The 19,474-nt window shown below is 38.5% G+C and carries 21 protein-coding genes and 1 pseudogene; 3 read left to right on the top strand and 19 right to left on the bottom strand.

Translation table 11 applies throughout. The annotated features are described in order from the left end of the window. Window positions 1-56: 56 nt before the first annotated feature. The 10 genes and pseudogenes from AC2YJL_RS11940 to AC2YJL_RS11895 form a co-directional block, all read right to left on the bottom strand. A complete protein-coding gene (locus tag AC2YJL_RS11940) occupies window positions 57-368 on the bottom strand; it encodes a hypothetical protein (RefSeq protein ID WP_057236456.1) in 312 nt (103 codons plus the stop codon). 132 nt (window positions 369-500) lie between these two features. After that, window positions 501-2,462, bottom strand: coding sequence for a GTP-binding protein (locus tag AC2YJL_RS11935; RefSeq protein ID WP_487374768.1), 1,962 nt, complete (start codon window positions 2,460-2,462; stop codon window positions 501-503). 324 nt (window positions 2,463-2,786) lie between these two features. Further along, window positions 2,787-3,050, bottom strand: a pseudogene (locus AC2YJL_RS11930) (formate/nitrite transporter family protein); the annotation flags it as partial. A 192-nt stretch (window positions 3,051-3,242) separates the two neighbouring features. Then, a complete protein-coding gene (locus AC2YJL_RS11925; protein WP_013057171.1) occupies window positions 3,243-3,587 on the bottom strand; it encodes a Na-translocating system protein MpsC family protein in 345 nt (114 codons plus the stop codon). A gap of 398 nt (window positions 3,588-3,985) precedes the next feature. Beyond that, window positions 3,986-4,177 carry a hypothetical protein gene (locus AC2YJL_RS11920; protein ID WP_195696970.1) on the bottom strand — a complete coding sequence of 64 codons (192 nt, stop codon included), beginning with the start codon at window positions 4,175-4,177 and terminating at the stop codon, window positions 3,986-3,988. Between the two features lie 118 nt (window positions 4,178-4,295). Then, window positions 4,296-4,487: a hypothetical protein gene (locus AC2YJL_RS11915; protein WP_195696969.1), complete on the bottom strand. Its 192-nt coding sequence runs from the start codon at window positions 4,485-4,487 to the stop codon at window positions 4,296-4,298. Between the two features lie 101 nt (window positions 4,488-4,588). Further along, window positions 4,589-5,152 (bottom strand): MFS transporter, encoded by a 564-nt coding sequence (locus AC2YJL_RS11910; protein WP_116516163.1) that lies wholly within the window; start codon window positions 5,150-5,152, stop codon window positions 4,589-4,591. Then, on the bottom strand, window positions 5,149-6,585 hold the full coding sequence (locus AC2YJL_RS11905) for an FAD-binding oxidoreductase (protein ID WP_251568365.1): 1,437 nt from the start codon (window positions 6,583-6,585) through the stop codon (window positions 5,149-5,151). Before AC2YJL_RS11905 ends, AC2YJL_RS11910 begins: the two co-directional genes overlap by 4 nt. Before the next feature lie 176 nt (window positions 6,586-6,761). After that, window positions 6,762-6,902 (bottom strand): hypothetical protein, encoded by a 141-nt coding sequence (locus AC2YJL_RS11900; RefSeq protein WP_016764236.1) that lies wholly within the window; start codon window positions 6,900-6,902, stop codon window positions 6,762-6,764. Between the two features lie 74 nt (window positions 6,903-6,976). Continuing rightward, entirely contained in the window at window positions 6,977-8,959 is a 1,983-nt protein-coding gene (locus AC2YJL_RS11895) for a methyl-accepting chemotaxis protein (RefSeq protein ID WP_251568165.1), read from the bottom strand. A 149-nt stretch (window positions 8,960-9,108) separates the two neighbouring features. On the opposite strand from AC2YJL_RS11895, the gene AC2YJL_RS11890 reads away from it, so the two are divergent. Next, a complete protein-coding gene (locus AC2YJL_RS11890) occupies window positions 9,109-9,333 on the top strand; it encodes a hypothetical protein (RefSeq protein ID WP_251568166.1) in 225 nt (74 codons plus the stop codon). A 29-nt stretch (window positions 9,334-9,362) separates the two neighbouring features. Here the strand turns inward: AC2YJL_RS11890 and AC2YJL_RS11885 are convergent, their stop codons facing one another. Beyond that, a complete protein-coding gene (locus AC2YJL_RS11885; RefSeq protein ID WP_251568367.1) occupies window positions 9,363-9,863 on the bottom strand; it encodes a metallophosphoesterase family protein in 501 nt (166 codons plus the stop codon). Between the two features lie 156 nt (window positions 9,864-10,019). On the opposite strand from AC2YJL_RS11885, the gene AC2YJL_RS11880 reads away from it, so the two are divergent. Together AC2YJL_RS11880 and AC2YJL_RS11875 are read left to right on the top strand one after the other, a co-directional pair. After that, the gene (locus AC2YJL_RS11880; RefSeq protein ID WP_013083290.1) at window positions 10,020-10,319 is read left to right on the top strand and encodes a hypothetical protein; all 300 of its coding nucleotides are present in this window, start codon (window positions 10,020-10,022) and stop codon (window positions 10,317-10,319) included. A gap of 148 nt (window positions 10,320-10,467) precedes the next feature. Further along, window positions 10,468-11,577, top strand: a complete 1,110-nt coding sequence (locus tag AC2YJL_RS11875; RefSeq protein ID WP_251568167.1) for a metallophosphoesterase — start codon at window positions 10,468-10,470, stop codon at window positions 11,575-11,577. A 20-nt stretch (window positions 11,578-11,597) separates the two neighbouring features. Here the strand turns inward: AC2YJL_RS11875 and mug are convergent, their stop codons facing one another. The 8 genes from mug to pxpB form a co-directional block, all read right to left on the bottom strand. After that, entirely contained in the window at window positions 11,598-12,110 is a 513-nt protein-coding gene (gene mug, locus AC2YJL_RS11870; RefSeq protein WP_230184109.1) for a G/U mismatch-specific DNA glycosylase, read from the bottom strand. A 68-nt stretch (window positions 12,111-12,178) separates the two neighbouring features. Continuing rightward, window positions 12,179-13,519 carry a coiled-coil domain-containing protein gene (locus AC2YJL_RS11865; RefSeq protein WP_251568169.1) on the bottom strand — a complete coding sequence of 447 codons (1,341 nt, stop codon included), beginning with the start codon at window positions 13,517-13,519 and terminating at the stop codon, window positions 12,179-12,181. Between the two features lie 588 nt (window positions 13,520-14,107). Beyond that, on the bottom strand, window positions 14,108-14,917 hold the full coding sequence (locus AC2YJL_RS11860) for a uroporphyrinogen-III synthase (protein ID WP_195696963.1): 810 nt from the start codon (window positions 14,915-14,917) through the stop codon (window positions 14,108-14,110). Between the two features lie 27 nt (window positions 14,918-14,944). Next, complete coding sequence (locus AC2YJL_RS11855; RefSeq protein ID WP_098622047.1) at window positions 14,945-15,709, bottom strand: IclR family transcriptional regulator; 765 nt, start codon at window positions 15,707-15,709, stop codon at window positions 14,945-14,947. Between the two features lie 131 nt (window positions 15,710-15,840). Next, on the bottom strand, window positions 15,841-17,205 hold the full coding sequence (gene accC, locus AC2YJL_RS11850; RefSeq protein WP_195696962.1) for an acetyl-CoA carboxylase biotin carboxylase subunit: 1,365 nt from the start codon (window positions 17,203-17,205) through the stop codon (window positions 15,841-15,843). Between the two features lie 28 nt (window positions 17,206-17,233). Next, a complete protein-coding gene (accB, locus tag AC2YJL_RS11845) occupies window positions 17,234-17,695 on the bottom strand; it encodes an acetyl-CoA carboxylase biotin carboxyl carrier protein (RefSeq protein WP_251568171.1) in 462 nt (153 codons plus the stop codon). 22 nt (window positions 17,696-17,717) lie between these two features. Further along, entirely contained in the window at window positions 17,718-18,713 is a 996-nt protein-coding gene (locus tag AC2YJL_RS11840; protein WP_251568173.1) for a 5-oxoprolinase subunit C family protein, read from the bottom strand. Then, complete coding sequence (gene pxpB, locus AC2YJL_RS11835) at window positions 18,710-19,465, bottom strand: 5-oxoprolinase subunit PxpB (RefSeq protein WP_195696959.1); 756 nt, start codon at window positions 19,463-19,465, stop codon at window positions 18,710-18,712. Before pxpB ends, AC2YJL_RS11840 begins: the two co-directional genes overlap by 4 nt. Between the last annotated feature and the right edge of the window lie 9 nt (window positions 19,466-19,474).

The following is a 19,474-nucleotide window of genomic DNA, read 5'->3' as shown; positions in this document are numbered from 1 at the left end:
GTTATGTGATATAAAAAAACGAACAAACTTTATATTGAAGTTTGTTCGTTTTGTAATTAAGGGCCGAATACTAATGTACCGATGACATGGTAGCCAATTGGTACAAGAAACAAGATGATATTTAAAATAATTGCCCATAGACAGAGCTTGTCTTTTTTTATAAAAAACCCAATAATTGCAGGAACAATCATGAGCGGAACTAAAAAGATAGGTGCGATAATAGGCAGTCCTTGAAGCTTTTCAGCCGCAATAAGTCCTGTAAAAAAGTTAAGGATCAATAAAGTATTAATAATGACGTATAAAAGTGAAATCCCTCCAAGAATCCCTCCTATTATCCCGCTTTTAGTTGTTTTAACAGTAGCATCCACGTTTCTGTCACCTCGTTTTTAGAAATATAAGTAAACTATACTATAATGTGGTTTTTATTGTAAAGGTATGGAGAAAACAGCTGTTGAAAGATTACTACGAAAAAAGCACTGTAGCCATCGCTACAGTGCTTTTTATAAACAGTGCATTTTTTCTTCTGCTTCTTTCCAAGGAACCGTATAGCCCTGTCCTTTTGCGCAAAAGACGGAGGATGAGCTGTATTGGGGATCCGCCTCTTTATTGTAGCGGATTTGTTCAATAACTTCTTCTTCATTATGACAGCGTTCATACCCTCCGAATAATAGAGACATCGCTCCTTTTCCATGCGTAAAAGATGCTAGCGTCGAACCGTAGTTCATAAAAGTAGCAACAGGAACTTTACCTGTAATAATCGCTTTATTTTCGGTTGTTATAGGAGAATCAAAGCGACCGTTTGCACTTTGAACATCCGCTAATACCCTCCCCATTTGATCAATATCCACTTTAATTTTGAAATCATAATACGGTTCTAGCACAATATTTTCTGCTTTTTCTAACCCTTGTCGCAGTGCACGGTACGTTGCTTCTCTAAAATCTCCTCCGCTTGTATGCTTGTTGTGAGCTCGTCCAGTACATAATGTCACTTTTATATCAGTAATAGGTGAACCTGTCAGCAAACCATGATGCGGCTTTTCAAATATATGCTGACGGACTAGATTTTGATACCCCACGGATAAATCGTCGGCGTGACAAGCATTTTCAAAAGTAATTCCGCTGTTTCGTTCCGCTGCTTCTATTTTCAAATGAACTTCTGCATAGTGTTTTAACGGTTCAAAATGCCCGTAGCCCATCACTGTATTTTGAATGGATTCTTTGTACAAAATTTCTGGTTCTTCAAACTGTACGTTTATATTAAAACGTTCTTTTATCAGTTTTTCGAGGACTTCTAGCTGAATTGCTCCCATCACATGAATATGAAGCTCTTGAGTCCTTTCTTCCCACGTCACATGTAAAGAAGGGTCTTCAGCATCTAATAATTGAAAAAGTTTAATTCCTTCTTTTGGATGAACAGAAGGCTCAAAAACAACTTTTGATTTTAACGTAGGCAAAAGTTCGTAGGAGCGGCTTTCTTTTAATGTTCCAAGACCGTCTCCAATCGATGCTGAAGACAACCCTGTAACGGCAAAAAGTTCGCCGGATGAACCTTCATTTACGTTTTTAAATGTACGTCCGTTATAAGCACGAATTTGAGTGATTTTTTCTTCGTATAGCTCTCCGTTTTTTTCATAAGCCACTTCATCACGCACCTGCATTGTCCCGCTTAGAGCTTTGATAAACGTGATGCGCATGCCGTTTTCATCGTGCCGAATTTTATATACACGACCTGAAAATGCTTCTTCCTTCGCGTAGCGAGTTTCTGTTAGCAAATCGAGATTCTCTAAAAAACTTTCAATGCCGATATCTTGTAAAGCTGAACCACTCGCAGACGGGAAAAGCTGATTGGTTTGAATAAGCTTTTGCATAGCGGCTCTCCAATAAGCTTGATCATTCTTGCCTTCCATAAATGCATCTAGAAGCTCTTCATCTTTTTCAGCTATAAATTCAATAAGTTCCTCACTTAACGAGCCATCTATAAGCTCTGACGTTATGTCAAAAACATCGGGGGTTAAGTTATGTTTAATATCGTTTATAACACGTTCAGGATCTGCTCCTACACGATCGATTTTATTGATGAAAAAGAATACGGGCACACGATGTTTTTGAAGCAGCTGCCAAACGGTTTCTGTATGGCCTTCGACTCCTTCTACTGCACTTAAGATAACAATCGCATAGTCCATTACTTGAATAGAACGTTCCATTTCAGGTGAGAAATCGACGTGGCCCGGCGTATCAATTAAATAGTAAGTAGAACCGTTATATGAAAAAGTTCCTTGATCGGCAAATACCGTAATTCCTCGTTCTTTTTCAATCGTATGGGTATCAAGAAAGGAGTCTTTGTGGTCAACTCTTCCTCGCTGTTTAATACTTTTGGTATGATAAAGAAGCTGTTCGGAAAACGTTGTCTTTCCTGCATCGACATGCGCTGCAATACCGATCGTTTTGTTAGATTGTTTCATTATTGAATACCACCTTACTGCTGTATGTATCGCTGTTACTTTCTATTTTATAATAATCGTAAGAAAAAGTGGACGACAAAGGCCTAGAACTGCTTACATCAAAAAAGAATGCGTGATTAAACATCGCATTCCCTTTTTGTACGGCGTTTAGTATCTTTTTTTCCTTTTACTATAAAAATAGCTGCTATAAGGCACCCAATTCCAGCTAAATGCATGATGTTATTACCTGTCGCGCCTAGACTGTTACTGGTCAATCCAACTAAAATGCTGCCAAATATAATTAATAAAACAGCAAACATGAACTTCAATTTTTTCACTCTCCTTTAAATTCCCCGTAATGAGCTCTGCTCCCCCAAGTACTACCAGCATAAGACCTACAGGAAAGACGGCGCCTCCTAAAAGATTTGATAAACTTCCCCATTCGGCTGGTAAATTACCAATGACGCGTACATCTAGTAAAAAACCAAGCGCAATAAACGCGCCTCCTAAAAACCCAAGCATGAGAATGGAAGAAAGGGACAGCTTCGTTTTTGAAATCCCCGCTTCTAAAGCGATGTGTAACATTTTATCCGGCTTGTGAAATGCCATAAAACTCCTCCTTAACTAAAAAAGGCAGCACTCAAAAAAACCTTTTACATAAGGTTTTTGAATGCTGCCTAATAATCCTGCACTTTCTTTACAGTATATCAGTCATCATTATCTATAATAAAATCAAATAAAAAACAAGCAGATCCTACTCCTCTTTCTTTCATTTAATTAAATTATGTATTTTGCGTTGTTCTACTGAATATTGGTTTCAAACACAAACACAGAAACAGCGATATCTTCTTCTACTTTGATATCAGAAAATAAGTACTCCAGCTTAGCTCCTAACAAGTCTTCAAGCCCCTCTGGAGGAGATGAAGCATAAAGGTTTTGAATAAGCTTTGTTCTTGCCATATGTACCGTCTCTTTACCTTCGGTTGTTCTCGCGATAAATTGTTCAGCTGGCGTTAAGTTGCCGTACAAAGTTGAAATAGCCATATTTTGAACAAATACAGTATGAATTCGTTCTGGACCTTTTCCAAAAAGTTTTTTGCGCAGCTTTCGGATAATATCATTAAAATCATGTATTTTCTTAGACACTGGTGTATGCCTCCGCTTATCTCGAGTATGTCTACCCTGCTCATTCAAGTTTTCAACTAAGAACAAGTTACATTATACATGACGACATTTACATTGTATACAATGTAAATGTTTTATCCCTGTTAATCCAAACAATCGCAAAACCATTACGAAATGATAAAAAAAATCCTTCACTTATTAAAGTGAAGGATTACCTTTATATCTCTACTTAAAGGTTACAAATGGATTCTCAGTTATCAAAGAAATAACTAAGAATTTTGACAAAATAGCATGTCAAAATAGTCAAGTGGTATGTTTGTACCAGTATTTAATGCTATCACGTTAAAGTCATGGAATCCAATTAGTTTACTTTCATAATACTTTATTTAATTTAAATATTCTTTTTTGATAGGAAACCCTTAATCTTCATCACGATCTGCTCTAAATTCATCATCAGATAATGAATTTAGTTGGTGGCTAAGCTTTTCGTAGTTATCTTGTTTCTGATTTTGTTTTACATCATTAGATATAGGAGCTTCACTAGAAACAGTAGATTTTTTTCTCGTCTCTTCGCCTCCGCTAACTCCAAACCCAACATTGTTATCTGTCATTGGATTCACCTCTTTAACTGTTATTATGGAGAATTGCTCTAAAAAAATAACAGGAAACAAAAGGGATTCCCACTTAGCTAATAGCGGTCCAAGCTTCCTTACCTACACCAAATCGTATTTAAATAATGAAATGACCTGCTTTAACTCCATAGGCAATGCCAACGAAAAAGCTTGCTATACCTAGTGTTTGACTTTTACATACATACTTTATAGTTAAGCCTGGAATCAGACCCCATATAATGATGAAAATAGCGAACGATACTATAATAGAAGACCATGCATCTTGCCCTGATATACTTATACCTTGCATAAACGTTTCTCCTTTCAGTACTTATATCGGGAGAACATAAATTTTTTATAGTATCTTATAATACGAACTAAAAAATTCAAGTGACCTGTCCATATATGCTTTTACAGCGAATGGTGGCGTTCAAGCTCGATTGTTTTTGGTTTTTGCCATATTAATACCCCTGCCGCTACATACATAAACGAAGTGATGTAAAAAAGGCTGCCGATTGTAAGGAAATCAATGATATACCCTGTTGCAATTACGGCTAAAGCTGCCCATATAGAGGTCCATAAATGATAGTGTCCTACTTGTTTTCCCGTATGAGCACGATCTGTCTGCCTAGATAACGCTATTTTTTCTGCTGTTTTTTGAAGAGCTCCAAGTAGCCCCATTATAACTTGAATGATATACACCTGCGTAATAGTTGATAGAACGGGAATCACAAGCATAACAACAGCCATCCCAAACGTATATAAAATGAGCAAGCGCTTTTCTCCTACTCTGTCACTCCATGAACCGATTAAAGGGTGACTCAAAGCTGCGGTTAAAGCGAAAATTCCGTAAGCTAAGCCAAATTGTGAATAACTATCGCCAAGATTTCGAAGCAGTAACAGGTAAAAAGGAAAAACAATACTGCTTGCGGTAATCATCAGGCTTTGTGAGTGTAAGAGTTGTTTGTACGTCATTTTCCATACTCCTTATAAAATAAATTAACGAACGTTTCCTTTGGATCATATTTTCTTTTTAAATTAAAAAAGGCGGTTGTATGAGGGTAAGCCTCTTCTAATTGCTTCTTGCTTGGGTAGCCGTAGTAAGACAAGTAATAGCTTCCCTGATGCTGCAGCGTTACATCCACCATTTTTCTGACAACTCTTTGTGTATCAGCCATGCCTTGATGATCTTTTTTCTGGTTAATAAGGAAAACGAGAGCAAACATGTCGTCTTTTGCATAAGACATGACGGCTTTATTGTCTTTTTCTACATAGCGAACAGTAATGTTCAGTAAATTTAATTTCTCTGTTGCTAACACTTCGCGTAAATCATCGATGTAAGAAGCAAATTCATCAACCGGAACGAAGTATTCCTGTAAAACTTCCGTCCGGCTAACACTTTCGTATTCCATAAAATCACTTTCAGAACGCATAACGTTATTTCTTGTTTCAAGCCGGCCATTTTGTCTTAAGAAATAAGCCTTTTGCGTTTCCCACAGCATATCTTTTCCCCAGTCACTGTAACGAGATAGCCCTAGCATAAATTTAGGAAGCGCCACTATTTTTTCTGTTTTGAGCGGTTCGTTTACAGTAGAAGTATTTTGAGAAGATAAGCGATAGTTTGTGACGTACATATCTGTTAGCAATTGATTAGGAGAAATAGAAATACGCGCCATATGCATACGAACGTCTGGGTTATGCTGTACGTAGTTTTTAAAATACGCTGTATACTGTCTATAATCTAAGCGGATAATTTCATCTTCGTACCATTCATCGTCCGTCAAACGAAGCGTCACATCTAAAATGACTCCAAATAACCCGTAGCCTCCGTTTACTAAAGAAAACAGCTCAGGGTGTTTTGTCCGGCTAATTTCGATAATAGATCCGTCGGCCTGCAAAAGACGCATAGATTTTACCGTATCCATTAAAGAACCGTATCGAATATCTCTGCCGTGTACGTTCACGCTAATAGAACCTCCAACGGTAAAAATATTTTGTGATTGCATAACCTGAAGAGCAAGACCGTCTTTATGTATATATTGCTGAATATCATTCCACGTTGTCCCGCTTTGAACCGTAATTTCTTTTTGACGGGGCTTGTAATCTATAATTTTATTGTACTGCTTCATATCAAGTAAAATAGCATTCGGATAGTAAGTCTGCCCTCCTTGACTGTGCTGCATGCCTGCAATCGCTATTTTTTCATGATGCTGTGAAGCGGTTTTCACCCAATCTTTCAGCTGTTTTTCAGTTGTTCCATGCTTTATTTCTTTGACTTTTGTAGGAAGAAGCCGAGCAACATCTTTCGTTACAGGACGGCTTTGCTGCTGTTTATAAATATGATAGGAGGCATATGAACCTACTAGATAAAAAGATAAAAAAGTTCCTAACAACACGTTTTTCTTCATCACAAACTGTAAGCTCCTTTCTTTATTTCTGTGAAATTATACCATATAAAAAAGTGAAATAACACTAATATAGTGTAATTTTACACTAAAAATGAAGAAAACTTGTAATTTAATGTATGTTAACCTTATTGAAATAAAAAAAGAAAAGACCTAGTGTCTTTTCTTTTTTTGTCTCTTTATTTTTCAGCTTCGTATGCAACTAAAGCTACTCTTTTTCCTAATGTTTGTTGAAACTGCTCTTCTAGCTGTTTAAGCTTCGCATGCATATCATCGTTAATTGAAGCTGGCTCAAAGGTCATTTTTGTTTGCTCCATCATACTGTCACCTCTTTCATGTGTGTATGTTCTACTTTTTCCAATATAAAAGAGGTCTATGACGATTTGACGAAAGTTTACAAATTAAATTTGCTGATGAGCGCTGTTAATTGTTCTGCCATTTGAGACAGAGATTGTGCGGAAACGGCAATTTCCTCCATTGAAGCCAGCTGTTCTTCAGTTGATGCGGCCACTTCTTCAGATGTAGCTGCATTTCCTTTAGCAAGGATCGCCATTTCACCTGCTGTACGAGCCACTTCTTCAACCGCTGCTGCAATTTGCTGAGCAGTCGCAGCCACTTCTTCTACTTGCGGAGTCGTTTCATTCATACTGCTTAGAATTTGTTCGAATTTTTGAATAGCCGTTTGTGAAATTGTTCGTCCTTCTTCAACTTTGTTTGTAACTTGCTCCATTGTATGTACAGATTCCTGAGTATCTTGTTGAATAGCTTGAATAAGCTCAGAAATTTGAGACGCGGACACTTGTGATTGTTCTGCCAGCTTTCTTACTTCTGCTGCTACAACGGAAAACCCTTTTCCATGTTCTCCAGCTCGTGCCGCTTCGATTGCAGCATTTAAGGCTAGTAAATTTGTTTGAGCAGCAATACCGCTGATTACTTCTAAAATGGTTCCAACTTCTTTTGAACGTTGAAACAAAGTACGAATCGTTGTATTAGACAGCTCGACGGATTGAGAAATGGATTCCATTTGTTCTACCGTTTCTCTCACGGCTTTTCCGCCTTCTACAGCTTCAGACGTTGTGTGATTTGATAGCTGAGAAACAGCTTCTGTACGCTGAGCAATAGTAGAAACTCCTTGTACAATCTCATCTAAAGAAGCTGCATTTTGGTCAATAACAGCCGTTTGTTTTTCCGCGCTAGAAGCCACTTCTTGTATCGCAACTGATACTTGTTCAGTCGCAGCGCTCGTTTGCTGTGAGCTGGCCGTTAGCTCTTCTGATGAAGCAGCCACTTGTTCTGCACTCATTTCAACATTTTGAATTAATGTGCGAAGATTGTTTTGCATCTGACTAAAAGCATACCCTAACTCGCCGATTTCATCCTTTGAATTGACGGTAATCGCTGTTGTCAGATCTCCTTCACTAACGCTCAGAGCCTGATTCTTAAGCTGTTTGAGCGGTTTAATAATTGATTGCAATACCACAAAAATGGTAAGACTCCCTATTATCAGACAAGTTACAATAATAAATAGTGTTTTGTAAAAGATAGGCTGTGCAGCTTCACTAACTTCTGATGAATACATAGTGCCTGCAACTTTCCAGTTTGTTGTTTTATTTGTCGTAAAGACCATCTTTTTTTCATCCCCGTTAAAGGTATATTCAAAAGACCCAGAGCTCTTGGCATAAAGCTTGTCAAAAAGAGAATCTGTCGCTTTTGTACCTGCTTTTTCCGTAGGGTGAACAATATATTTTCTTTCTCCATCTAAAAGAAATGGATATCCTTTTTCTCCGATCTTTACTTTGCTGACAGCTTTATTGATGCGGCTTATATCTAAATTTAAAGCAATAACCCCTGTGCCATCCGCCGATGTTTTCGCTACAGTAATAACGGTCTGACCTGTAGAGGCTGATGGATAAGGTTCAGTGACAACTGTTTTTCCTTTGTTTTGCATGGCTAGCTTGTACCAATCTCGTTTTCTGGGATCATAGCCTGCTTGTAGCACTTTTTTAGGCGATTGAATAAACTTCCCCTGCTGATTTCCTGTAAAAATGCTGACGGCTTCTGGATGAAGCGAAGCATATAAGTTAAAATCTTTGCTTAAAGTAGCCATATCTTTTTCATTGTAGCGCTCGTTGTTTACCACTGATGCAAAAAACTCTACATCATGAATTTTTGGTCCAATGGTATCGTCAATCACTGAATTAATAGACTGTACATTTTGCTGTGCTGTGTTAATAATTTGGTTTTCAATTTCATGTTTCGCTGTTATGTAAGCTGATACACCTATCGTAACAGATGGCACTAATAAGATCGCTGCAAATGCTAGCCCCAGCTTTATCTTAAAGTTATTAAGGGACCTTTTTTTTCTTACTCTCTCCATGCTATGTAGCCTCTCTCTCCGTAGTTAAAAGTGATCGTGCACCTTCTTTCTATCGGCAAGACTTCATATTCCTTTAGTCATCGAGTGTATACATAATTAACAATGGGAGTGAAAAGATAAGAGTACGATAAAAAAAGTAGGTGATTTTAATGGAAGAAAGTAAAAACAGCAAGTCTTTTTCAATGTTTGAAACAGAAAAGGTTAAGCGCGGGGAAGAAAAAGATATTTTTAATATCTATAAAGAAGGAGTAAAAATTGTAGAAGTAAGAGGAACGGATCCTCAAACTCAGCAGGTTATTCCGATGCATGACTTAAATGATTACGAAGAAAATAAGCTTCACGAGTATATTGCTCATTTAGACCATACAACGTAAAAAGACTAAAACAAGAGTCCTCTCTTGTTTTAGTCTTTAGAATCGTAAAAAACATGTTCAAAACGCAGCGTGTTTTTTTGTATGTACAGAAGTCCAAACGAAAATTGCTTTTCCCGCCGTTTGTCAGTAGCGGAACCTGGATTAAACAACGTAATATCACCAATTTGTTTATGAGTAGGAATGTGAGAATGACCAAAAATCACTGCGTCTACTTGTTCATGTTCAAATGCCAAAAGTGCACGTTTTTCAGTCGTTTTTCCTTTGCCATGACCGTGGACTACGCCAATCGTAACGTCGCCAAACGGAAGAAGTAATGAAGATGGAAGTACTTCCTGAAGCTCTTCACTGTCTACATTTCCAATTACAGCGTGTACAGGAGCAAACACACGCAGGTCATTGTAGACATCTATCGTTTGAAAATCCCCCGTATGAATAATAGCATCAGCTGTTTTCAGTTCGGCTAAGAGTCTTTCCGGAAAATGTTTCGCTCTTTTTGGAATATGGGTGTCACCTAAAATAACAATCTTTATTTATGATACGCTCCTTTTTCATTTAATATGGTGTAGTGTAGCGTATTACGTTGGAATGAAGCAACTCTATCCGGAGCGTCAGGCAAAAAATTTCTCTTTTTCGTTTAAGTTTGCGAAAATACGTTACATACCAAGTTACAGAATGGAGTTTTCAAAATGGAAGTAAAAATTAATCGAAACGCAGCAAAAGTGTTAAAAAATGCATTGGCTAGCCCAGAAGGTCAAGGGAAAATGATTCGTGTATATGTAACTATCGACCACGGTGATCACGCGCATTATGATTGGAAATTCGATACGCCGACTGAACATGATGAAATCGTAAAAACAGATAAAGATATCGATATCGTTTTAGATAAACGCGAGAAATTTTTAGAAGGCGTATGGATTCAATATTTCCACGTTCCAGAGCCTGAATTTGTGATTAGCAGCCTTCACCACGCGCATCACCATCATTAATACAAAAAACACACCTTGTTTTATAGGTGTGTTTTTTCGTTTGTGTGACAAGCAAAAATTTTATTGATAAGAAGAAGAGATAAAATTTTGTTGAAGCAATAAAAATGAGCTATAGTGGAATTACGGATGAAAGAAAAGAGGTTAGCGTATGAAAGTAAGTGTGTTAGTAAGGTCTATTTTAGTTGTTATTTTATATAATTTGTTCGTTCTGTACATCGGATGGAACGCTTGGATGTGGCTTCACACAATGTTTGAAGTGGAAAACAAATGGATTCTTACAGTGATCGTTGTCTTTTTTGCTTATTCCTTTATCATCAGTCGGGCGTTTCAACAAGTGAGCATATTTAAAATTGTGGGATCGTACTGGTTAGGATTTATTCAATATTCGGTGCTTTTGCTTCCTATAAGTAATCTAGCCGTATATATTCTTACTCTTCTAGGCGCTTCGCTTTCTACAGCTATCGATTCAATTGGATTTTTCATAATTGCCGCTTTTTTATTCATTTTTGCTTACGGTACGTATAATGCTTACAGTCCTGTGGTAAGAAAATACACGATTTCGCTTGCTAAAAAGACGAATCGGAAAAACCTTCGCATTGCCGTAGCATCCGATATGCACTTTGGCACATTGTCCGGCAAAAAACATTTGCAGAGGTTAATTACTCATGTACAAAAGATACAGCCGGATCTTATTTTACTTCCTGGAGATATTATTGACGATGATCCCCACGTATTCTTTAAAAAAGAAATGGATACTATGATGAAGCAGCTCAAAGCGCCTTTAGGCACATATGGAATTTTGGGAAACCATGAGTATTACGGCGGGAAGATTCCTCAGTTTGTGGAAAGAATGAAAGAAATGAACATTCCTATTTTAATGGATGAAGTCTTAAACATAGGTGATAGCTTGTATTTAATTGGAAGAAAAGATAAGACGGATAAAAACCGAGACAGCTTTTTCGATTTAGCGAGTGAAGCGGATCGTTCCCTACCTGTCATTGCGATGGATCATCAGCCGCTTTCCTTAAAAGAAGCGGAACAAGCAGGTGTAGATTTGCTGCTATGCGGTCATACTCACAGAGGGCAAATGGCACCTAATCATTTGATCACAAAGCGGTTATTTGAAATTGATTGGGGCTACAAGCAAAATAACCAACTGCATACCATTGTCTCTTCAGGATTTGGCTTTTGGGGTCCTCCGCTTCGAATCGGGAGCCGATCGGAAATTATTCAAATTGATATTTCGTTTACAAAATAGAGAAAGCCCTAGGGCTTTCTCTATTTTAACGTACGCAGCAACGTCGGAAGCTCTGCATAAATGGCGACTACTTCATCTACTTTCATTCGAACGAGCCCGCTTGAAGACGGGGCAACAAAGTCCATTATTCCTGATACCATCGATTTCTCTTGTTTACCCCACTTTACTTGCTTGCGTCCGCTGTACTGCTGATAGACACCTTTTCCAACAAAACAAACGATTTTAGGCGTATATGTAGCTATTTTTTCCTTTAAGATTTCTCTGCCTTCTGCATATTCTTCTTTTGTAATCTCATCAGCTGCCTTTGTAGGACGCTCTACAATATTTGTTAAACCGTACCCCAGCTGGAGCAGCGAGTGATCTTCCTCCGGATGATATTTACGATCTGTCAAACCTGCTTTGTGAAGAATCGTCCAGAAGCGATTGGTTGGATTCGCAAAATGATGACCCGTTTCACCTGAACGGATGCTTGGATTAAAACCGACAAATAAAATATCTAAGTTGGGTTGTATATGATCAAAAATAGAATTCATAGTCATACGCTCCTTACAATATAAAAAGAAAACATCCAGATGGGATGTTTTCTTTTTACTATACCCTATTAAATACGAACTACGCGTCCGTTGAATTTTTGTTTCCAGTAGCCGCTGCTCATGTTTGCAATTGCAACACCTGTTGAGCTTTGAGCACCGATGAACTTGCCGCCTCCTACATAAATGCCAACGTGGCCGTCTTTTTTATATGTATCGAAGAAAACAAGATCGCCAGGCTGCATTTGACTAGAAGACACTTGTGTTCCAGCATGCTTTAACGTCTCTGTACTTACAGATCCAAGAGGTCCAAGATTAACGCCTACTTGAGAATATGCCCAGTGTACAAATGACGAGCAGTCAAATAAACCGCGGCTAATATCAGACTGGCTGCGTCCTCCGCCAAATACGTAAGCAGAGTTTCCAATCCAGCGGTTTCCTACTGTTACAACATTGCTAGCTTTTGGAGCCGGAGCGCTTGTAGGTGCCACGTCATTGCTGCTTACTTTTGGTGCTTCTGCCTTAGCAGAAGATGAATCGGCTTTTTCAGCTGGCGCGGCCGCTGCTTTTTGAGCTTGCTCAGCTGCTTTCTTAGCCGCCTCTTTAGCCGCTTGTTCAGCTGCTTTTCTTGCTGCTTCTTCTGCAGCTTTTTGATCTTTAATATTTTGTTCAAGCGTAGACTGTTCATTTGCAAGAGAGCTGTCTTTTGCTTGTAGAGAAGCCTTTAGTTCTTCATTTTTTGCTTCTTTGTCTTTTAGTTCTTTTGCCAGTGCATCTTTTTGTTTCTTTTGAGCTGCTAGCTGGACAGTCATTTCATCTAGTTCTGCCTTCATGTCTTCTAAGCTAGCAAGCTTAGATTTAACATCAGCTTGTTTTGTTTTTAATTCGTCTTGCATATTTTTAGTTTCTTTTAAAATACCACGGTCTGCATCTACAATAGTTGAAACAGCTAGCGCGCGGTCTACAAAATCACTGAAGCTTGAAGAACCAAGTAAAACTTGTAAATACTCTACGTTACCGCCGCTTTCTTGCAGAGAACGTGCACGATCTTTTAAAATATCGTTTCGCTTTTCAAGTTTTTCTTGAAGCAGCTTAATTTCTTTTTCAAGCTGCTCTACTTGTTTAGACGTTTCTTTAATATCGGCTTCTGTTTGTTGGGCTTTTTTATTGTTTTCTTCTTCTGCTATTGTTAATCGCTCAAGCTGTGCTTTCATTTGATCTTGTTCTGCTTGAAGGCTTGTTAATTCATCAGAAGCTGCTTTGATGTTAGATTGCACATCTTGACGCTGATTTTGAAGTTGAGATTTTTGTGATTCCATATCCTGAATGGTAGAGGCATACGCTGGAGTTGATAAAACTCCTCCTAGGCCTAATAAAACCGTTGTGTTAAGTAAAAGCATTTTCTTTTTCAATATGAATTCCTCCGCTTTCTCGCTCTGTTAAACTAGTAATTTCTAATTATGTATCAATATGTATAAAAGTCTGACAATTTATGTAAAGTTCACTGTATTTGTCGATAAATAGCTAAATATGCTAATGAAAATCTACGAAAATTATACCACGATAAACGTTGAAAAAAAGAATAACAATATTACAATTGTATTTCAGTAATGTAACATTTAAAGCTTATGTATACATTCATCTTTCGCCTGCAAAAATATACCTTTATATCCCTGTTAAAACAAATAATCTACCGGGCTTTACACAGCAATGTTTTTAACATGATAAAATAGGAGATCAATATTTTTTAAGCTGGTTGGATATAAGTTGTTGCTAAAAAAAACGTAACAATTTTTTAACATCCACGTCTGTTTTTTACCTTTTTCTGCTATTTTTACAATATTTGAAAATGATTTTCTGAAATAGTAACAAATCTATGTTTATCTGTTGTTTGCACGTGTTTAAAAAAAGTGTGATAGGTAATTATCAAACAATATTCGACAACGTTTGGATGAAGTCATACAAAAGACCTTCTCACGGTGAGGCGAGAAGGTCTTTTGTTAATCACGCTGCTGATAATAATGCTCTAAAGCTACAATTGCACTTCCCATTCTTTCTTGATCAGGAATAACAATACGATCTACTCCTTCTTCTTTTAAAGCAGCAGCGGTTACTTTTCCTACGGATACAGCTACTACAGAGCTTTTAAAGAGTTCGCGAATGTGATCAGCTTGTCCGTGTTCTCTTGCAAATGAAAATAAAAAGCGGGCCTGCGGAGCGCTTGTGAAATTAACAGCATCAATTTTTCCGCTTATTAATTCGTTTATAAGCTGTTCCATGACTTCTGCTTGTGGCGGAATATGCTGATACGGTAAAACCTCTTTAAATTGGGCTTTTTGATTCGATAGAAAGTCAATTAATTTTGGTGCAGGATCTCCGTGAAGCTGAAGCGCTACATGCTTTCCTTCAAAAGAAAACGAATGAAGCGCCCTGACTAGTCCCGCTGTACTTCCATCATCATCTCGAACGGTTGGAGTAACACCGAGCTTTTTTAACATATTTACGGTTTTATACCCGCGTGCAGCAATATGAGCTGCTTGTAAAGAAGAAAGAAATTCATCCGCCAGGCCTAGCTTATCTGCCGTTTTATATAAAATTTCCGTCCCGACGCCTGTCGTAAAAATAAACCAATCATAATTTCCTTTTACCAGTTCTTTAATATCTGCTTCTAAATGTGTGTCATCTAAAAAGATTGTTCCTTGTGCAGGTCGTACAAGCGGGGTGCCGCCAAGGTTTTCAACAATTTTGCTGATTTCTTCTACTTTACGCTGACCTACGAGTGCGACTGTTTTTCCTTCTAATCGTTTCAATGGTCTACCTCCATTTTTCTATGTATGCTACTTTAATGATCTTTGATAACCGAGTTTTTCAGAAATTAGGCTCGCCGCTTCTGTTACTTTTTGAATAATGAACGGCAGTCTGTCTCCTTGAAATCTCGCTTCAATTCCCGCTACGCTAATGCCTGCAACCACTTCATTTTGATGATTTACAATCGGCGCGCTCACGGATGTTGTAAAGTTTTCTAATTCAGAGGTGCTAATGGTATACCCTTTTTCTTTTGCTTCTTTTAATACATTTCTTAGCTTTTTTTGATCTGTAATGGTTCCAATTCCTATTGGAGCTAGCTCCGTTTGAGTAATATATTCCTCTTGTTCTTTTTCGGGTAAATGCGCCAAGATAATGCGTGAACAAGCTCCTGCATAAAGAGGTGAACGCCTTCCAATTGATGTATAAAGACGCACTGGATGAAGCGTATCTACTTTTTCAATATACATAGCTTCATTCCCATCTCGTACAATTAAATTAACCGCTTCTTCTACTTCGTCTCGGAGCGTTTCCATTACAGGCTTTGCGATATTTCTAATATCTAAGCGATTAGCCACCAGCTGACCAAATTGCAAGAATAAAAGTCCTAGCGAATAGTATCCTTGCTCATCTTTTGTTAAAAATCCCATTTCTTCAAGCGAACCAACCATCCGGTGCAAAGAAGTTTTTGGAACGCCTGAATATTCCATCATTTCTGTGAAGGTAAGCTTAGGGTGCTTGATAAAAAGAGTGAGAACCTGCATGGATTTAACGACTGTTTTATTGTTAGCTTGCATAAAACCTTCTCCCTTATTTGTGCGAATACATGTATTTGATAGACGTATAGCTTACTAGCTAATCATATGTTCTTTTTATTATACATGAAGAAAAAAAGGAAAGCACTCCCTTATAAGAGCACTTTCCTTTCTTACACCGTTTCTAGTTCTTTAATTGAAATAGGGTTACTTTCTAGAAATTTGGTTGTAAAATCCCCTTCTTTAAAAGAAGGATGGTTCAGTAATTCTAAATGAAAAGGAATGGTTGTATGAATACCGATAATGATAAATTCTTCGAGCGCGCGTTTCATTCGTTGAATCGCTTCATTTCGATCTTTCCCCGTTACAATTAATTTCGCCACCATTGAATCATAAAATGGGGAAATTTCATATCCTGGGTAAACGGCGCTGTCTACACGAACTCCGTAGCCGCCAGGAGGTAAATACATCTCGACTTTTCCAGGAGAAGGCATAAAGTTTTTAGCCGGATTTTCTGCATTGATCCGGCATTCAATTGCCCATCCCTTTAACTGAATATCCTGCTGAGTAAATGATAGCGGGTAGCCTGCCGCTACTGAAATTTGTTCTTTAATTAAGTCAATGTTTGTTACAAGTTCTGTAACAGGGTGTTCAACTTGAATTCGCGTGTTCATTTCCATAAAGTAAAAATGCCCGTGCTTATCCAACAGAAACTCAACTGTTCCGACACCTGTATAATCAACTGCTTTAGCTGCCGAGACAGCCGCTTTGCCCATTTTAGCACGAAGGTTTTCGTCTACCGCAGGAGACGGAGCTTCTTCTACCAATTTTTGATGACGGCGTTGAATCGAACAATCTCGTTCCCCTAAATGAACCACACTCCCTTCTTCATCCGCAATGATTTGAATTTCGATGTGTTTTGGCTCTTCTAGGTACTTTTCAAGGTATACGCCGCCGTTTCCAAAGGCAGTTTCTGCTTCATGCTGAGCTTGACGAATTGCTTTTTCTAGCTCTTCTTCGCTATGAGCTAGACGCATTCCTTTTCCGCCACCGCCCGCTGTGGCTTTTACGATAATTGGATAACCTATTTCTCGTGCTACTGGAATAGCTGAGCTGCTATCTTTAATCAGCCCTTCCGTTCCAGGTACAATAGGCACGCCGGCTTGTTTCATTGTATCTCGCGCTACGGCTTTTGCTCCCATTTTACGGATGGCTTCCGCTTTTGGACCAATAAAGGTAATATCATAGGATTCACACATCTCAGCAAAATCAGCATTTTCAGCTAAAAATCCATAGCCGGGATGAATAGCGTCTGCCTTGGTTACTTGCGCTACGGTAAGCAGATTACGAATGTTTAAGTAGCTTTCTTTAGAAGACGTTTTGCCAATGCAAAATGACTCATCTGCTAGCTTCACGTGAAGTGCATCTTTGTCTGCTTCTGAATAAACCGCCACGGTTGCAATCCCCATCTCTTTACAAGCCCGAATGATACGAACTGCAATCTCGCCGCGGTTTGCGATTAAGATCTTTTTAAACATAATGACTCCTCCTGACAGTATGTATACTTTAGTGTGATTTTACGGTAAATAATGGCTGTCCAAACTCAACAACATCCCCGTCTTTTACAAGAATTTCAAGCACTTCTCCTTCTATTCCCGCATCGACTTCGTTAAACAGCTTCATCGCTTCAATCACACATACAACATCTTTACGTTCAACTGTTTGTCCTACTTGAACGAAGGGATCGGCGTCTGCTTCTGGCTTGGCGTAAAACGTTCCGACCATTGGTGATAAGATTTGCTTTTCATTATTGTCTGCTGCGCTTACAGACATAGAATCTTGAGGCGCTTGCTCAGTGGCAGAGGCTTTTACTTCATCTGTTTTCACTTCTGTAACAGCTGTGTCCTCTAAAGGAATTCCCGCTTTATCAATGACAACTTTTGTTCCTTCATGTTCAATATGAAGCTTTTGAATACCAGATTCATTCATTAATGAAACAACTTCTTGCAATTCACGTACGTTTATCATTTCTTGTCACTCCCGTTTTGTGTTATTTAGTTGACGCAAGATTAATAGCAATCTTCAATTCTTGAAGCATCTGTTCTTTTTCTAAATAGATTTTTTCCGCTTCATGAAGCGAAATGTGAGAAAAATAGATGGATTCTCCGGGCTTTACTTGAGCTAAAAGCGGTAAATCCGCTGTGATGACTTGAGCAATTTTAGGGTATCCCCCCGTGGTTTGACGGTCTGCTAACAGGATGATGGGATTTCCATCCGGCGGGACTTGAACAGAACCTTGCGAAACAGCTTCAGACAATAACTCTTTTTTTTCTTGAAGCTGAAGAGAAGGTCCGTCCATTCGATAGCCCATTCGATCTGATTGATTTGATACTTTAAAAGGCTCTTTCGTAAAATGACTTTTGCTTTCAGCTGTAAATAAATCGTATTGACTGCCATTAATAACACGGACACCTAGTTTCTTTGTAAAGTGAACAAGTTCTTTATAATTTACGGACCATGAAGAAGTATATACTCCGTTTATCAGTTCATTTGAAAGAAAAGCAGGCTTTGAAGCATCAGGAACAGATAGGGGTAAAACATCGTCTGTTTGTAATGCTCTTCCTTTGTAGCCCCCGATTTCACCTCTTAAATACGTACTTTTACTATTTAACACTTCATCAATAGCAAATCCTCCTGCTACAGATAGATAGGAACGACACCCAGTTTTGCAAGGACCAAATGATAAAGTGCTCCCTTTTGGAATAAATAAAGGTTTCCACATCGGGACTGGCTTTCCGTTGACCGAAGGAGTTAAATCTCCTCCGGTAATTGCTACTAAACAATCATTTTCTATTTCAAGGGTAGGCCCCATTAGCGTAACTTCAAGTCCTGCTTCTTTTTCATCGTTACCAACTAGTAAATTAGCAATTCGAAGGGAATAAGAATCCATTGCACCGCTTACAATCACACCGTGCTGCTGAAACCCTCTTCTTCCTAAATCTTGAATGCTCGTTAATAAGCCGACTTTACTTACTCGCATACTCATTTTCCCTCCTCCTTTGCTTTCATTTCTTGATACTCTTCTTTAGAGATAGGCTCGAACTTTACAATATCTCCAGCCTGCAGCAAACTTGGTGGGTTTTGTTCCGGCAAAAATAATTTAACGGGCGTTTGACCAATTAACTGCCATCCTCCGGGAGTGGAAATAGGATACACCCCTGTTTGCATCCCCGCAATACCAACCGAGCCAGCAGGAATAGAGGTGCGAGGAGATGGCCGGCGAGGCGTAGCAATTCTTTCAGATAACCCTCCGAGAAATGGAAATCCAGGAGCAAATCCAATCATGTACGCTAAGTATTTGCCTTCAGAATGAATACTAATTACCTCTTCAGTTGTTAAGTTATGGTGACGAGCGACATATTCAAGGTCAGGTCCATACTCTCCTCCGTAGCAAACTGGAATAGAAACCGTACGATGGTTTAACTCTTTTTCTGTCTGTTCGTTTTCTATTTTACGTTGAATGATAGACGACACTACTTCAAAAGGAGAAACAAATTCCTTCTTCTGCTTTTTCCCCACGGCCGCTACAACTTCAAGAGGATTGTAGAAAATTGTAAGATTTGTAAATGCCGGCACGCACTCAACAAATCCAGGAAAAGGATTTAATTCTATCGAATCTTTACACGTTTTAATTTGTTTATGAATGTCGTATTGAATGCTATCTCCAAACGTTATAACAAGCGCTGAGTCGCCAAGCGGAGAAATAACAGCCGATGCTTTTGTTACAGTTTGATTCATATCTACACC

Source organism: Priestia sp. SRI_019, from assembly GCF_057586255.1.
The sequence above is the reverse complement of the archived record's forward strand: the minus strand, read 5'-3'. Positions and strand labels throughout refer to the sequence as shown.

Bases quoted from the DNA above. Each gene is read 5' to 3' on its own strand.
- AC2YJL_RS11935 (WP_487374768.1), bottom strand. From the start codon at position 2,462: ATGAAACAATCTAACAAAACGATCGGTATTGCAGCGCATGTCGATGCA.
- AC2YJL_RS11920 (WP_195696970.1), bottom strand. From the start codon at position 4,177: ATGACAGATAACAATGTTGGGTTTGGAGTTAGCGGAGGCGAAGAGACG.
- AC2YJL_RS11915 (WP_195696969.1), bottom strand. From the start codon at position 4,487: ATGCAAGGTATAAGTATATCAGGGCAAGATGCATGGTCTTCTATTATA.
- AC2YJL_RS11910 (WP_116516163.1), bottom strand. From the start codon at position 5,152: ATGACGTACAAACAACTCTTACACTCACAAAGCCTGATGATTACCGCA.
- AC2YJL_RS11905 (WP_251568365.1), bottom strand. From the start codon at position 6,585: ATGAAGAAAAACGTGTTGTTAGGAACTTTTTTATCTTTTTATCTAGTA.
- AC2YJL_RS11900 (WP_016764236.1), bottom strand. From the start codon at position 6,902: ATGATGGAGCAAACAAAAATGACCTTTGAGCCAGCTTCAATTAACGAT.
- AC2YJL_RS11895 (WP_251568165.1), bottom strand. From the start codon at position 8,959: ATGGAGAGAGTAAGAAAAAAAAGGTCCCTTAATAACTTTAAGATAAAG.
- AC2YJL_RS11890 (WP_251568166.1), top strand. From the start codon at position 9,109: ATGGAAGAAAGTAAAAACAGCAAGTCTTTTTCAATGTTTGAAACAGAA.
- AC2YJL_RS11880 (WP_013083290.1), top strand. From the start codon at position 10,020: ATGGAAGTAAAAATTAATCGAAACGCAGCAAAAGTGTTAAAAAATGCA.
- AC2YJL_RS11875 (WP_251568167.1), top strand. From the start codon at position 10,468: ATGAAAGTAAGTGTGTTAGTAAGGTCTATTTTAGTTGTTATTTTATAT.
- mug (WP_230184109.1), bottom strand. From the start codon at position 12,110: ATGAATTCTATTTTTGATCATATACAACCCAACTTAGATATTTTATTT.
- AC2YJL_RS11855 (WP_098622047.1), bottom strand. From the start codon at position 15,709: ATGCAAGCTAACAATAAAACAGTCGTTAAATCCATGCAGGTTCTCACT.
- accC (WP_195696962.1), bottom strand. From the start codon at position 17,205: ATGTTTAAAAAGATCTTAATCGCAAACCGCGGCGAGATTGCAGTTCGT.
- accB (WP_251568171.1), bottom strand. From the start codon at position 17,695: ATGATAAACGTACGTGAATTGCAAGAAGTTGTTTCATTAATGAATGAA.
- AC2YJL_RS11840 (WP_251568173.1), bottom strand. From the start codon at position 18,713: ATGAGTATGCGAGTAAGTAAAGTCGGCTTATTAACGAGCATTCAAGAT.
- pxpB (WP_195696959.1), bottom strand. From the start codon at position 19,465: ATGAATCAAACTGTAACAAAAGCATCGGCTGTTATTTCTCCGCTTGGC.